Origin of the sequence: Enterococcus sp. DIV0436a, from assembly GCF_051711605.1 — a bacterium.
Taxonomy (GTDB): Bacteria; Bacillota; Bacilli; order Lactobacillales; family Enterococcaceae; genus Enterococcus_B; species Enterococcus_B faecium.
In genome coordinates, this window is record NZ_JBIONA010000001.1 from 2,481,053 (window position 1) to 2,495,000 (window position 13,948).

Genomic DNA, 13,948 nt, shown 5'->3' on the forward strand with positions numbered 1-13,948 from the left:
AATTTACAAAAAAATATTGGCAAAAGCCGAATTTATGTTATACTTATAAAAATTTATCTTGGGAGGCACTCCATTGGAAACAACATTAAGGAAATATATCGAAGTAGCAAGTAAAAAAAAGCCTGCTGACCTAGTGATCAAGCATGCTAAGATCGTCAACGTCTTTACGAAAGAAATCATGGAAAAAGATGTAGCAATCTGCGAAGGAATGATCGTAGGAATCGGTGAATACGAAGGAAAAAGCGTACATAATGCTAATGGGCAATATCTAGTGCCAGGATTCATCGATGGCCATGTGCATATCGAAAGCTCACTTTTATCACCAAGCGAATTTTCAAAAGTATCCTTGCTTCATGGAGTTACTACTGTAGTGACAGATCCCCATGAAATAGGAAACATTGCTGGGAGTACAGGTCTTGAGTTTATGATAGAAGATGCAAGACAAACACTCATGAATATCTTTTTTATGCTACCTTCTTGTGTACCTGTAACCCCTTTTGAGACCAATGGTGCAAATTTAAATGCAAAAAAATTAGCCCCTTTTTTACAAAAACCCGAAGTTTTAGGCTTAGCTGAAGTCATGAACTATCAAGCAGTAGCAAATAATGAAGCAGACATCCTAGAAAAGATCCAATTGATGCACCAGCATAAGAAAAAAATTGACGGGCATGCAGCTGGTATCGGCATGGAAGAGTTAAATGTTTATCCTGCAGCAGGTATTCGGACGGATCATGAAGCTACAACTGCAAAAGAAGCTAAAGAACGTTTGGATCTTGGTATGTATTTAATGGTTCGAGAAGGGACTGTTGCAAAAGATCTGGCATCGCTACTACCGCCGATCACACCTGAAAACTCAAGAAGATGCTTCTTTGTCACCGATGATAAACTGATCAATGATTTAGTAAAAGAAGGATCAATCGATCATATCGTCCGTCAAGCTATTGCACTTGGAATCGATCCATTACAAGCCATTCAGATGGCAACATTGAATGCAGCAGAATGTTTTGATTTGAAAACACTAGGTGCGATTGCCCCTGGGTATCAAGCTGATTTCTTCTTAACAGACGATCTTACCAAGCTACCAATTCATGAAGTTTTCTATAAGGGAACATTAGTTGTTCAATCTGGGCAACTCCAAGACCATTTATTTGCTGATCATTCAAATTCATATACGTGTTGTCTGCCAAAACTAAACGCTCAACCATTAAATCCACATTCGTTAGAGCTGCTTCTTTCTTCTTCACAAGCCCATGTGATCGAAATTATCCCGAATAGTCTAGTGACTAAAGATTTGGTAGAAAAAGTGGACCGACAAGGCGAACGATTCATTCCTTCAATCGAAAAAGACCAATTAAAGATTGCGGTGATCGAGCGTCACCATCAAACGGGAAACATTGGATTAGGCATAGTGAAAGGATTTCAGCTGAAACAAGGAGCGATAGCGACAACGATTGCCCATGACTCGCATAATCTAGTTGTCGTTGGGACAAACGACGAGGATATGCTGTATGCTGCTAATCTTTTGATTCAAAAAGGTGGCGGGATGACCGTTGTCAACAAACAGCAGGAAATAGCTTGTGTTTCTCTTCCTATAGGCGGAATCATGACACAGGAACCTTTTTCGATCGTCTATGAACAGTTGAATGAATTAATAACTAAAGCACATCAACTAGGAGCAGCTAAAACCTTTGATCCTTTTTTGACACTTTCTTTCTTAACATTATCTGTCATACCCGAATTGAAGATCACCGACAAAGGATTATTTTCATTTTCTCGCTTCCAATTGATTCCACCTTGTGGAAAAACCGATGAAATAAATACATTTTAAATCAAATAAATCCCAGAAAATACATTACATCTGTAATGTTCATTTTCTGGGATTTATTTATGGATATTAATGTTTTTATGAAAGCAGAAAGTTAGTTTCGCAGACTTTTCTTTTTGGTCTTATCTTGAAATTGAGCTTCTACTCGATAAATACGTTGACCTTTTGAAGAAAATTTTTCTTCATACTCCGTCATAATATTGCCTTCAAATTGACTTTGATGTAAATCTAACCATACCTGTTTGAGGATCATGCCATATTGAGAAAAACTTGCCAGAGAATACTCAAACAATCCTTGATTATCTGTTTTGAAATGGATTTCTCCATTTGGACGAAGAATCTGTTCATCTACAGCAAGAAAAGTCTTATATGTCAATCGCCGTTTTTCATGACGTTTTTTTGGCCATGGATCGGAAAAATTCAGATAAATTTGATCTACTTCGCTGTCAGCGAAATACTCTGTCAACGCTGATCCATCCACATGTAGAAGTTTCAGGTTAGGAAGCGGTTGTTCGATCAACTTGTCTAGTGCAATCGAAACAACACTGACCTGCATTTCTACTCCAATATAATTGATTTCAGGATGGGCTTTTGCCATTCCAGTGATGAACTGGCCTTTCCCCATACCAATCTCAATGTGGATTGGATGATCGTTTTCAAACAATTCATTCCATTTTCCCTTCCACAATGTTGGATCACTAATTACAAAATTCGGGTGAGCCGCTAACATTTCCGCTGCTCCCGGACGATTTCGGACACGCATTATTTATCTCCATTCCTTTCCTCTAATTAAAAAGGTCTGGCCAAATCTCCGCAGAGTTTGGGCCAAACCTCAGCCACTGAAAATTCGTTTTAATTGTAAAATTTCTTCGTTCATCCGTCGATGATCTTCACGTTTGCAATATCTGGTGATTTCTTGGAGCAAATTCATGGCCGCATACCAATGAAATTTTTCAAGCATTTCGTCAGTCGGGCGTATGCCATAACTGATCAGCCACTGATTCCAGCTAGACAGTGGCACATAATTTCCTAAAATCGTTGCAATATCCACCGCAGGGTCTGCAAACATGATTGAATCCCAATCGACTAGATATAAATAATTTTTACATACTAACCAATTACGATGGTTTACATCTCCGTGTACTACTGATAAGTTTTCCTTATCTATTGACGGGATCTGCTCACGAAGAAAACGATGGACAATTTGCAGAAATTGATTTTTCTGGAGTTCTTCCGGTAATTCTTTTTCATATTTTTGCAGCATCTTCTCCGGCGTCATGACACGACCACCGATACGGGTCAGCATGGTTTTAAGAGAATTTGAATGATGTAAATGGTACAAAACATCAATCACGTCGTTTCTTTGACCAATCTCATTAGGAGTCAGCAAGCGACCTTCCAGCCACTCTTGTGCTGTCAAAGTATCGCCATTCCCCGTTCGTTTTGTCCAAACAAGTTTTGGTGTAATTCCTTCCCTTGAAAGAGCAGCCAACATCGGAGTCGTGTTTCGTTTAATAAAGACTTTGTCCTCATCACGCATGCCTATGTATGTTTTTCCTGTGTCGCCTTTGATGGGACGTAACCGCCACTCTTGGTCTAACTGAAACTCCATCATGCATTCTCCCGTCCTCTTACTCTTTGTTTTGCAGTACTTATTATTCTAGTCGCCTGAACACTACACGTCAAGCACATATACGTTCTTTTTCATTTAATTGCCATTCAAAAAACCAGCTTTTCTCAAAAAAAATAGAACGAACAGCATTCTTACTGTCAACGCTCTATTTTTCATTCTCATTTTTACCCTACACAGCTTTGTTTTCAGTCTGACATCTTCTTCAAACGAGTTGGTACATATAGTTTAACAAAGAGCATAGTAACAATCAAATAAGCCGCTAGCGGAACCCATCGCTGCTGCCCATCTAATACGACTGCAGCAATCAAGCCAAAAATAACCGACGCGATAATTAATACCCATGTGAGTAGATACTGAATCGCCTGCTTCTTCTGATTCTTATGGATTGGATAAAGCTGAACGAGAACCATATAGCGGAACTGGTTCGCTAAAGGTAACAGTTGGAAACCGATCAAATATAAAAATAAGAAACCGATAATCAGACTAAAATAAAAGTCGACTACTCCGGCAATCAATAACCCACCTATAATTACTAATCGGAAATAAAGACCACTAAAATCAGAACCTCTTGCCAATCTTCTTGCAAACAAGTAAAGATAAGTGTTTTTTGATTCTCTTTTAATATGAGTCAATATAGGATCCAAATAGCGTCTTCTTTTGATCTTTGCCGTAATTTCAGGAACATCTGTGAATAAATTGATAAATTGATAGATCTGATGCAACCTATGTTCTTCTACATGCACCATTTTCTCCCAATCCAATCCTTTTTCTTGTTGCTTCCACAAAAACCAGTAATATAGACTTGCCTGTACTAATGCACCTGCTATTCCTGCCCATATCAGCCAATAAAATGATAGAAACAAAAAGATCAGAGAAGAAAAAAACCAGCCTAATTTCCAATAACGAATAACTTGTTGATCTAGTCGAAACAATTCTGCTCTCTTGATTTGCAGATGACTGAATTTCAAACTCCATAATATGATCAGATAGACGAAAAACATCGAAAAGGATTGCTCCGTACTAACCACCACTAATGGCATGGCCAATCCGCATGCCAATATCAAAAAGATCAACGGAAAAATGCAAGAATAGCGAAAAGCTCGTTCCAAATAGGTTTGCATTTCTTTTTCTTTAGGAAGTAAAAAAACAATATCTGCTGCCTCTGCAAAAGTAGCCATCTTACCCACGAATAAACAGAGCATCCAAAATACAGAGATTATGAGCCCTCCAATTGCAAACGGTGGCTGCAGGGTTTTCAACCAATTAGAATAATATAATCCCACACCGCCAATCAAGAAAAGACAAACTAAAACAAAATGATCGTTCAATACATAACGCATATATTTCATCATTTTCTTTTGATGTCTTGCTAAACGTTTTTGAAAAAAACTACTCATGTGCCTGCTCCTTTGTTAAAGCAATGTAGATTTCGTCCAAAGAAGAATCCGGCAGCTGAAATTCTTTTCTCAACATCTCAAGAGAACCGTCTGCTCGTATCTCTCCGTTATGTAAGACCACAAAACGATCACAATATTTTTCTGCAGTAGCTAAAATATGCGTAGACATCAAAATACCGGCTCCTTCTTTTTTCATTTCTACCATCAATTCAAGCAATGCATTGATAGCTAGTGGATCCAAGCCTAAAAATGGTTCGTCGATGATATATAAAGAAGGCTCGATCAAAAAGGCACATAAGATCATCACTTTCTGTTTCATTCCCTTTGAAAAATTAGCTGGGAACCAGTCAAGACGATTAGATAACCGAAAAGTCTCCAACAACTTTTCTGCTCTTTTCATTGCTGTATCCATAGGTATATCGTAGGCCATCGCAGTGACTTCGATATGTTCTCTCAATGTCAATTCTTCATATAAAGAAGGAGTCTCTGGAATATACCCAATTTGTTTGCGATATTCTTCCGTATTTTTCTTTAAGGATAGATGATTGATTTCTATCGTTCCTTTTGAAGCTTCCAGCAGACCGATAATGTGCTTGATGGTCGTACTTTTCCCTGCTCCGTTCAGTCCAATCAACCCTACTATCTCTCCAGGCTGTACATCGAAACTGATATCTTTTAACACAGGGAGATGTCCGTACCCCCCTGTGACATGATCGATAATTAAACTCATTCTTTTTCCTCCGCCATTTATTTTTATTTATTATACCACGAAGAAAATGACGGTATTTTGTTTTTTTCCTTACAATAGCTTTAACTTATGGTAAAGTTAAGCTGAAGTATTTATTCTTTATAGAAAGGATGTTTTATATGGAAAACTGTATTTTTTGCAAAATCATCAATCAAGAAATCCCAAGCTATAAAATATATGAAGACGACAAGGTCTATGCTTTTTTAGACATCTCTCAAGCAACGAAAGGACACACATTAGTTGTGCCTAAACGTCATGTAGCAGATATTTTTGAATATGATCCCGAACTTGCAGGAGAGGTTTTTTCACGTGTGCCTAAGATTGCTCAAGCATTGGAAAAAGCTTTTCCAGAAATGAAAGGTCTTAATATCTTGAATAACAACCGTGAACTAGCCTATCAATCTGTTTTTCATTCACATATCCATTTAGTCCCTCGCTACAGCAAAGAGGATGATTTTTCTATTCACTTTGGCAATCATCAAGATAGTTATGGATCGGAAGAACTAAAAGCTATTCAAGAAACAATCGTAAAGCAGGTGTCCTGCGATGATTAAAAACTTTTTCAAAGGACTGTTATTTGGAGCTGCTGCTGGCACTGTCGGAGGTCTATTATTGGCGCCCAGGAGCGGGAATGAAACAAGAAAGAAACTGATCGAAGAATTGGAAGAAGCAACAACTCTGACAAACGATTTAAATAACAGCCTGAATCATTTTAAAAGCGCATTGATCGAAACAAAAGAAACAGCTGAATCTGTGATCCCTGCTTTCCAAGAAGCAATCAAAAAAGATATCGAAGATTTTAAATTCCAAGCCGAACCACGTATCACACAAATCAATGAACAAGTAGAAAAACTAAAAGCTGATCTGCCAGAGTATCCTGAACAAATATAATAATGATTATTTTCTCAACAGATTTAACTATATAAGTGAGAAAAGTTTGCGTATTTCCTAGGAATGTGATGAAATTTTGAATTTTGTTTGAAACTACCACGACAACGTTTTTAAAGGAAATGGGATATGGTATAGTTAATATATAAAAATAATAACTAATTACAGGAGTGCAAATTTTAATGAAAAAAAAATCAATTATTTTGGCAGCTACTAGTGCGTTGGCTGTTTTAACTCTAGCAGCTTGTTCAGGCGATACTAATAAAGATATCGCAACGATGAAAGGCGGAACGATCACTGTATCTGATTTCTATGATGAAGCAAAACTTGAATCATCGAACCAATCCTTAGTACAACGGATGATCATTTATAAAGTATTCAATAACAAATATGGCGATAAAGTAACCGATAAGCAAGTGGATGCAGAATACGACAAACAAGCGAAATCATTAGGTGATACTTTTGAATCACAATTAGAAGCTGCTGGATATACGAAAGATACTTATAAAGAATATATTCGTAACAATTTAGCTTTTGAAGCTGGCTTGAAAGCTCACGTAGATATTACAGATGACGATTTGAAAACTGCTTGGAAATCTTTCCATCCAGAAGTAGAAGCACAAATCATCAAATTATCAAGTGAAGATGAAGCAAAAGATGTGAAAAAATCAGCGGATGATGGAGATGATTTCTCTAAATTAGCCAAAGACAAATCAACTGATACAGAGACAAAAGAAGATGGCGGTAAAGTTAAATTCGACTCAACGACAACAACTATTCCTGCAGAAGTAAAAGAAGCAGCTTTCAAATTGAAAGACGGTGAGATCTCCGATGTTATTACTACAACAAATCCTACTTCTTATGCGACAGAATACTACGTTGTCAAAATGGTGAAAAACCAAAATAAAGGCAATGACATGGATAAATACAAAGATCAACTAAAAGATATCGCTACTGAAACTAAACTAAGTGACAATGCATTCACAACTAAAGTAATCGGTGAAGAATTAAAAGATGCAAATGTAAAAATCAAAGATGATGCCTTTGAAAATGTGTTGAGTGCATTCACAACAACTTCATCAAGTACGAAAGACTCAAGTGAAACTACAGCTTCAACAAAGAGTTCTGACACAAAATCAACTGATTCAACAAAAGAATCTTCAACTGAAGAAACAACTGATTCATCAAAATAAAAGAAACGCCGTTTGTATAATTAAGCGAGACAAATAAAAAAGCCATTTATGTTACACTCAAATTGTAATACCCGCTAAAGCATACAAGGAGAGTGAACATAAATGACTTATACCCATCTTACACCAAACGAGCTTGTAATGATAGAAGCATATTTTCATCAAGAAACTCCGGTTGCTATCGTTGCGAAGCAGCTTAAACGTGGACGCCAAACAATTTACAATGTCTATAACTTTCTCAAATGTGGTGGAACAGCACTTGAATACTTTGAACAATACAAAGAAAATAAGCGACGTTGTGGGAGAACCGAAATCATTTTTCCTGCTGAGGAAAAAGAATACATTGAAAAAAGATCAACTGAAGGTTGGACCCCAGACGTCATTATTGGCCGTGCAGAGCGAACCTTCTCTTGTTCAGTAAGTACCCTCTATCGCCGGTTTAAGACGGGAGAATTCAATGTTTTACATTTACCGATGCAAGGAAAACGAAAACCAAATGGTTATAAGGAAAAACGTGGAAAACAGGCATTCAAAAGAAATATTTCTGAACGTAAAAAAGATTATGTCGTTTTCGAAGAAGAATTTGGACATTTAGAGGGTGATACGATTGTCGGCATCCACCATAAAAGTGCCGTCATCACACTCGTTGAGCGACTTTCAAAAGCCATTATCGCCTTGAAACCAGAAGGCCGTAAGGCAGTTGATATTGAAAATTCGATTAATGAATGGCTTCAATCCGTACCCAAAAATCTTTTCAAATCAATTACCTTTGATTGTGGAAAAGAATTCTCTAATTGGAAAAGTATTAGTAATACGAATGATATTGATATTTATTTCGCAGACCCAGGAACGCCTTCCCAACGGGGATTAAATGAACATTCAAACGGACTCCTCCGAAAAGATGGACTACCAAAAGAAATGGAATTCAACCAAGTCAATCAAAGATTCATCTCATCCGTTGCGTCCAAAAGAAACCATATCCCTAGAAAATCACTAAATTACCAAACACCATTAGAAGTTTTTTTGAGTTACGTAAATGGAAAGTTTTGTCTCGCTTAATTTGACAAATAATAAAAACAAAAAAAGCGAAGACTTATGTCTCGCTTTTTTGTTTTGAATGAAAAAAATAAATTTTTGCTATAAATCTTTTGGTACATAGAAACTTCGGTTGTCCATACCGAAAATCCGATCGGTGTATTTTCCTGGTTCTGTTTGACGAATCGAAGTCAACATCATCTGCATCGAAGCATCGATATTGTCGATTTGATGTAATATTTCTGCTTCCATTATTCTTGGACGTACAGGTGAGCCATATTCTAATAAGCCATGGTGTGCTAAAACCATATGACGTAATACGAGAACATCTTCGTCAGCTTCGCTGATTTTCAACGCAAGACAGGCTTTAGTTATTTCTTCGTCAATCAATACCAGATGACCGATCAAATTTCCTGCAAGCGTATATTCTGTCGACATAGGACCGGAAAGTTCAATCACCTTTCCTAAATCATGCAAAATGATACCAGCATACAACAATGCTCGATTCAACTCAGGATATTCATCGGCGATTGATTTCCCTAAGTGAAGCATTGTCAAAGTATGATAAGCTAATCCGCTGGCAAATGCATGATGGTTTCTTTTTGCTGCCGGAAACTCAAAAAATTGTTTTTGATATTTATTAAGTAGATAGCGAACAATACGATTCCAATGCGCATTGGTGATCTCAAACAACAATTGATTGATTTCTTCTTCCATTTCTTCTTTCTTCAAAGGGGCTCTTTCCATGTATAAACTAGGCTCTCCTGGCTCATCTACCCTTGTTAAGCGCATATGAAGAATCTTTACTTGAGGGTTTCCTTGATAAACCTCTCTTTTACCGTTTAGAAAAACGACTGTGCCGGCTGTAAATTTATTGATTTCCTCCTCCGAAGCATCCCAGTATTTACCATCGATAGTACCTGAAGTATCTTGGAAAGTAAAAGCAATAAATTTTTTTCCGTTTTTAGCGATTCTTACATCTGCACTTTTGATCAGGACAAATTGTTCAAACTGCTCATCGATTACTAAATCACGAATTTTTTTCATTATTTGCTCCTTCTAATTGTTTTACGATTTGGTTCATCTCATGGTAATAGCTTACCATTTCTTTATCAGAAGAAAAACAAATTATTTGATACTTTTCTCCAAATTTAGCTAAAAGTTCAGCTAATTGATACTTTCGCTGATGATCATAATGAAGCCAGCCATCATCAATGATGATCGGGCATATCGAACGGTTAGCTTCTAATGAGAGGTAAGCAAATCTCATCGCCATAATCAGCTGATCTTTCGTACCTGTAGATAACTCATAGATGGGAAATTCTGTATATCCGTCTGTTAAAGTCAGTGTATCATTTTTCAGTAATATCTTCTGATAATTTCCTTTTGTTAAAATACCTAAATAATCACCTGCTGCTCTTAACAACTGGGGTAATTGTCTTTCACTCATCTCTGTTGAAAGATCACCTAAGAATGTCCCGGCGATTTCAAGTGCTCCCCATTCCTCCAGTAATTCCTGTAATTTTGCTTTTTGCCGGCTAGCTTGTTGATAAAGTTCGTCCAATGTGCCGTCTCTTTGCAACTCTTCTACTTGAAGTTGGAGCCGTTGCCGATTTTCACTTGCTTCTTTTTCTTCTTGCTGGAGTTGGGATTGCTTTTCTTTCAGTTGGCGCAGTCTTACAGATAATTTCTCTTTTGTCAGCTCTTCAGGAAATAGTGGAGTAAGCATTTCCGATAATTCATTGTATCTTTTCATCTGCTGTTCGGCTTGTTTGGCTTTTTGTAAAAAGACAGGTACTTCCGAAGGATAAGATAAGCCTGCTTGAGTCAATTGTTCGCTGTATTCTTGTATCCATACTTTTTGTTTCTTTTTCAATTGATTGATTTCTTGCTTCAATAAAGTATTTTGCTGATAGCTTCTGGCAAATTTCATCTGTTCCATCTCTTGTATAAAACGGGAAAGCAATACCATTTTTTCTAAAATTGACTTATCTTGTATCGGTAACCATTCTTTAACAAACTCAAATTTTTGGTCGATTTGTCGTAGTTTTTCTTGTATTTCCTGCTCTCTTTTATGTTTCCGCTCAAATACGCCATATAATTTCTGATAATCTATGACTTCCTGTCCATATTCTTTCATGAGTTTGAGCGTATCCATCTTTCCTAAGTGCCGATGATCCGCAAAACGATATACTTCTTGCCGAAGAATCTGTTTTTCTTCCCCAGTTCTCTTTTGTTTTTCTTCTGCTTCAGCTAATTGAGCTAAGGCTAGATCAAGTTGTCCTAGTTTTTCTTGCCACATTCCTTTTATCTCAGAGAAATCATTTTTAGTTTTAATTTTTGGTTGCCTTTTGTAGAAGAAATAGCCAATCATGCCTGCACCAATTAGTAAAAGGATCACTTTCAAGGGCATTGGTACAAATATACCTGCAATGATTATTGCTCCGCCAGCCATCAGCATATACGGTTTAGATGAAGAGACTGGCGCTATCTCTGACTGATTTTGTAATAATGCTGGATAGGTCTCTTCCAAGTCATTCACTTCTGCTTCAATCATCTCTTGTTGTTCTTTAGCTATTTGGAGACGCACAGAAATCTGGCTTTCTAGATCAGCAATCCTTCTTTCTTCAGCCAGAAGATGCTTCCATTCTTCTTCATATAAAAATTCTTCCGGTAACGGATTTTTCTGCCAATGCCACCTTTGTTCCAAAATCTTCAATTCTGAATTTGTTTCTCTAGTCTCAATTTGTAATCTTTGCCATTCTTCGTTTAATTGTTCCGCTGTAAATTGAAGTTGCTGGAGATCTTTTAGTTCCTGCTCCTGCTCTAAATAAAAATAATATCTGGCTGACTGCTGATCCATCCCGCTATGCTTTTCCAGTGTTGCTTCTAATTCTTCCAAACGCTCATTTGTTTGCTGATACCGTTTGGAGAAAGACTCCAGATCTAAAAGAAGTTGCTCATCAGGAAGACCTGTAGTGCTGTTTTTTTTGAGAGATTGCCATTCTTCATATAAAGAAAAATTAAGTTCTTGCTGTCTGGCTAATGAAAATTGTTTGTTCGCCTCTTTTAATTGTGCCAATAACTGCTGCTGTTGCGACTCGTATTCCTGTTCTTGTTGGATCAACTTGCCAAAATAAGCTTCCTGTTCTTGTTTTTGATGAATTTTTTCTTGCAGCTCTTTCCATTCATTTAATTTTTGATTGATTAGTAGTTTTTGGCCTTTTTTCTTGAATAATTGTTGTGCTTTCTGATAATATTCTTGCCGCTTTTGGAATACTTGAGAACTGCCCGTGATGCCTAAAGAAATCAGCGCATCATGTAGCTCTTTTTCTCTCAAATGATCTAGTTCCATCAACTGTTCCTGCTGGAAAGTAAATACTTGCTGGAATAACTCTTTCGTTAAAGGCGCAATCAATTTTTCTAGTAACTCATCACTTCCCACTTGATCCCCCAGCCATACCTTCGATTTTCCGCGATTTTGCTGCTTGTAGCGCTCGACAGCAAATTCACCATATACAGGATGTTTAAGCCATATTTTTCCGCCATAGGCTGAGCCGTCTTTTGGTGTATAATCCTTTTTTTTACGGCCTTTTGAAGGGAAACCAAATAATATTGCTTGAATAAATTGATAAATCGTTGATTTTCCTGCTTCGTTTCCCCCATAGATCAGCTGATTGCCTGAATAAAAGTCAAAACTTTTTTGACGCCATTTTCCAAAAGCAGCAATCTCGATCCTTAAAATCTTCATTCCTGATCCTCCTCAAATAAAAAATCTTGATTAAGCAGCTGCTTGGCTTTTTCAAGTGTTTCTTCTTGGTATTCCGGCAGTTCGCTCAATATTCTAGCCGCTTCTTGATGACTATATACTTCATTTAAAATTTGTTGGAAATCTTGAGGTGTCTGATAGTATTGAAATAACTGTTCCATCAATTTAGCAGAAGCAGCAAGTGGGATCTTCGTATAAAAGGTATCCTCTATGAGAGAAATACGCCAAATAAAGAAATCATTTATCCTATCTGAGAATTCCTCTAACAAATAGTCTAATAGCTCTCCTGATTGTATCCGTTCCAAAACATCTGTATTGAGATGGTCATAATCTTTTAATTTTATTTCGATTAAACTAAAACCATACTCTACTTTTGAAAGTTGCTGACGAATGTGAACAATGACCTCTTTTGTCGTTCTTGCTTTCCTCAATGATATTTCCTTTGTCTTCCAATAGACCTCTGCTACTTTAATCGGATGTATTTGGCAACTTCCTTTACTTAATTCAACTAGTAGAATAGATGTAGAAGCTTGTTCCTTTTTAGTATGACCTTGAGGCGCACCTGGATAAACAATTGTTTGCTTTTCATTTAAGACCGTTGGCACATGGATATGCCCTAAAGCCCAATAATCGTATCCCTTTTCTTGCATCTTTGAGGGTTGGAAAGGAGCATAGTTTCCTTTTTGAGAGACGCCAGGTTCCCCGTGGTACAACCCAATATGGTAATCTGTGAGTTCTCTAGAAGGAAATTCCATCACTTTGTCTTTTTGAATCCATGGTTGTCGATAACTGAATCCACTGAGAGAGACAGTTTCTCCACTTTTTATCGTTATTTTTTTTGTCTCTACCGTTTCGGATGTAAATAAATGGACATTTTTAGGAAAGGAGAACCAATACCGCTCTTTTTGATAGAAATCATGATTTCCGAATATTATAAATACAGGTATATGGTTCTTTTCTAACCGTTTCATCTGTTCTGAAAAATGTTTCTGTATTTTTAATGAAGGACGATTTTGATGAAAATTATCTCCTGCAAGTATAACAAAATCAACGTTATTTATTATTGCCTGTTCAATGATATTTGATAAAACGGTCAGATTCGTCTTCAATAGTTTTTCCTGTACAGTTTTATCAAGAGTTGTCAGTCCTTCAAATGACCGATCCATATGTAAATCTGCCGCATGGATAAATTTCACCATTAAAAATTTCCTCCTTTTTTTCTTTTATCATACCATTTTCAATAGCTTTTTTCATTAATAACCGAAAATTTGTTCGCATTACACAAAGAAATTACGACAAAATGGCCGGCTTCAAAAAATGAGTTTATTCGAAAAAAAGATTGTGACATGATTTTTGTCACAATCCTAAACATCTATGTTATATTCGCTTCGTTTGACACTGAAGAAGTACTATTTATACTGGAATTTATGCTCCATTTTTCCGTATTTAGAATTCTATGTTCT

At 36.8% G+C, this 13,948-nt stretch carries 12 protein-coding genes; 5 read left to right on the forward strand and 7 right to left on the reverse strand.

All coding sequences use genetic code 11. The features are described 5' to 3' along the window. Positions 1-73: 73 nt before the first annotated feature. Complete coding sequence (gene ade, locus IGL15_RS12250; protein ID WP_104765605.1) at positions 74-1,828, forward strand: adenine deaminase; 1,755 nt, start codon at positions 74-76, stop codon at positions 1,826-1,828. A 91-nt stretch (positions 1,829-1,919) separates the two neighbouring features. On the opposite strand, the gene trmB is transcribed toward ade, so the two are convergent. The 4 genes from trmB to IGL15_RS12270 all read right to left on the reverse strand — a co-directional run bounded on the left by trmB (position 1,920) and on the right by IGL15_RS12270 (position 5,585). After that, positions 1,920-2,588, reverse strand: a complete 669-nt coding sequence (gene trmB / locus IGL15_RS12255; protein WP_002324251.1) for a tRNA (guanosine(46)-N7)-methyltransferase TrmB — start codon at positions 2,586-2,588, stop codon at positions 1,920-1,922. Between the two features lie 69 nt (positions 2,589-2,657). Further along, entirely contained in the window at positions 2,658-3,440 is a 783-nt protein-coding gene (locus tag IGL15_RS12260) for a phosphotransferase family protein (protein ID WP_002286194.1), read from the reverse strand. A gap of 203 nt (positions 3,441-3,643) precedes the next feature. Beyond that, positions 3,644-4,855 carry an ABC transporter permease gene (locus IGL15_RS12265; protein ID WP_002286197.1) on the reverse strand — a complete coding sequence of 404 codons (1,212 nt, stop codon included), beginning with the start codon at positions 4,853-4,855 and terminating at the stop codon, positions 3,644-3,646. Then, positions 4,848-5,585, reverse strand: a complete 738-nt coding sequence (locus IGL15_RS12270; RefSeq protein WP_002297572.1) for an ABC transporter ATP-binding protein — start codon at positions 5,583-5,585, stop codon at positions 4,848-4,850. Before IGL15_RS12270 ends, IGL15_RS12265 begins: the two co-directional genes overlap by 8 nt. 137 nt (positions 5,586-5,722) lie before the next feature. Here IGL15_RS12270 and IGL15_RS12275 point away from each other — a divergent pair, with 137 nt between their 5' ends. The 4 genes from IGL15_RS12275 to IGL15_RS12290 all read left to right on the forward strand — a co-directional run bounded on the left by IGL15_RS12275 (position 5,723) and on the right by IGL15_RS12290 (position 8,740). Further along, a complete protein-coding gene (locus IGL15_RS12275; RefSeq protein ID WP_002297570.1) occupies positions 5,723-6,157 on the forward strand; it encodes an HIT family protein in 435 nt (144 codons plus the stop codon). Beyond that, positions 6,150-6,494 (forward strand): YtxH domain-containing protein, encoded by a 345-nt coding sequence (locus IGL15_RS12280; RefSeq protein WP_002286203.1) that lies wholly within the window; start codon positions 6,150-6,152, stop codon positions 6,492-6,494. The genes IGL15_RS12275 and IGL15_RS12280 overlap by 8 nt, the downstream gene beginning before the upstream one ends. Before the next feature lie 179 nt (positions 6,495-6,673). After that, positions 6,674-7,684: a peptidylprolyl isomerase gene (locus IGL15_RS12285; RefSeq protein WP_002286208.1), complete on the forward strand. Its 1,011-nt coding sequence runs from the start codon at positions 6,674-6,676 to the stop codon at positions 7,682-7,684. 102 nt (positions 7,685-7,786) lie between these two features. Further along, positions 7,787-8,740, forward strand: coding sequence for an IS30 family transposase (locus IGL15_RS12290; protein ID WP_438767818.1), 954 nt, complete (start codon positions 7,787-7,789; stop codon positions 8,738-8,740). Positions 8,741-8,818: 78 nt separating this feature from the next. Here IGL15_RS12290 and IGL15_RS12295 read toward each other — a convergent pair whose 3' ends face one another. The 3 genes from IGL15_RS12295 to IGL15_RS12305 are packed head-to-tail and all read right to left on the reverse strand — an operon-like array spanning position 8,819 to position 13,684. Further along, positions 8,819-9,763, reverse strand: coding sequence for a 3'-5' exoribonuclease YhaM family protein (locus IGL15_RS12295; RefSeq protein WP_002286211.1), 945 nt, complete (start codon positions 9,761-9,763; stop codon positions 8,819-8,821). Then, positions 9,747-12,467, reverse strand: a complete 2,721-nt coding sequence (locus IGL15_RS12300) for an ATP-binding protein (RefSeq protein WP_002307067.1) — start codon at positions 12,465-12,467, stop codon at positions 9,747-9,749. The genes IGL15_RS12295 and IGL15_RS12300 overlap by 17 nt, the downstream gene beginning before the upstream one ends. After that, positions 12,464-13,684 (reverse strand): metallophosphoesterase family protein, encoded by a 1,221-nt coding sequence (locus IGL15_RS12305; RefSeq protein ID WP_049142134.1) that lies wholly within the window; start codon positions 13,682-13,684, stop codon positions 12,464-12,466. The genes IGL15_RS12300 and IGL15_RS12305 overlap by 4 nt, the downstream gene beginning before the upstream one ends. Positions 13,685-13,948 lie beyond the last annotated feature (264 nt).

Coding starts and splice junctions, on each gene's coding strand:
- IGL15_RS12275 (WP_002297570.1), top strand. CDS start 5,723: ATGGAAAACTGTATTTTTTGCAAAATCATCAATCAAGAAATCCCAAGC.
- trmB (WP_002324251.1), bottom strand. CDS start 2,588: ATGCGTGTCCGAAATCGTCCGGGAGCAGCGGAAATGTTAGCGGCTCAC.
- IGL15_RS12270 (WP_002297572.1), bottom strand. CDS start 5,585: ATGAGTTTAATTATCGATCATGTCACAGGGGGGTACGGACATCTCCCT.
- IGL15_RS12290 (WP_438767818.1), top strand. CDS start 7,787: ATGACTTATACCCATCTTACACCAAACGAGCTTGTAATGATAGAAGCA.
- IGL15_RS12265 (WP_002286197.1), bottom strand. CDS start 4,855: ATGAGTAGTTTTTTTCAAAAACGTTTAGCAAGACATCAAAAGAAAATG.
- IGL15_RS12300 (WP_002307067.1), bottom strand. CDS start 12,467: ATGAAGATTTTAAGGATCGAGATTGCTGCTTTTGGAAAATGGCGTCAA.
- IGL15_RS12285 (WP_002286208.1), top strand. CDS start 6,674: ATGAAAAAAAAATCAATTATTTTGGCAGCTACTAGTGCGTTGGCTGTT.
- IGL15_RS12260 (WP_002286194.1), bottom strand. CDS start 3,440: ATGATGGAGTTTCAGTTAGACCAAGAGTGGCGGTTACGTCCCATCAAA.
- IGL15_RS12295 (WP_002286211.1), bottom strand. CDS start 9,763: ATGAAAAAAATTCGTGATTTAGTAATCGATGAGCAGTTTGAACAATTT.
- IGL15_RS12305 (WP_049142134.1), bottom strand. CDS start 13,684: ATGGTGAAATTTATCCATGCGGCAGATTTACATATGGATCGGTCATTT.
- IGL15_RS12280 (WP_002286203.1), top strand. CDS start 6,150: ATGATTAAAAACTTTTTCAAAGGACTGTTATTTGGAGCTGCTGCTGGC.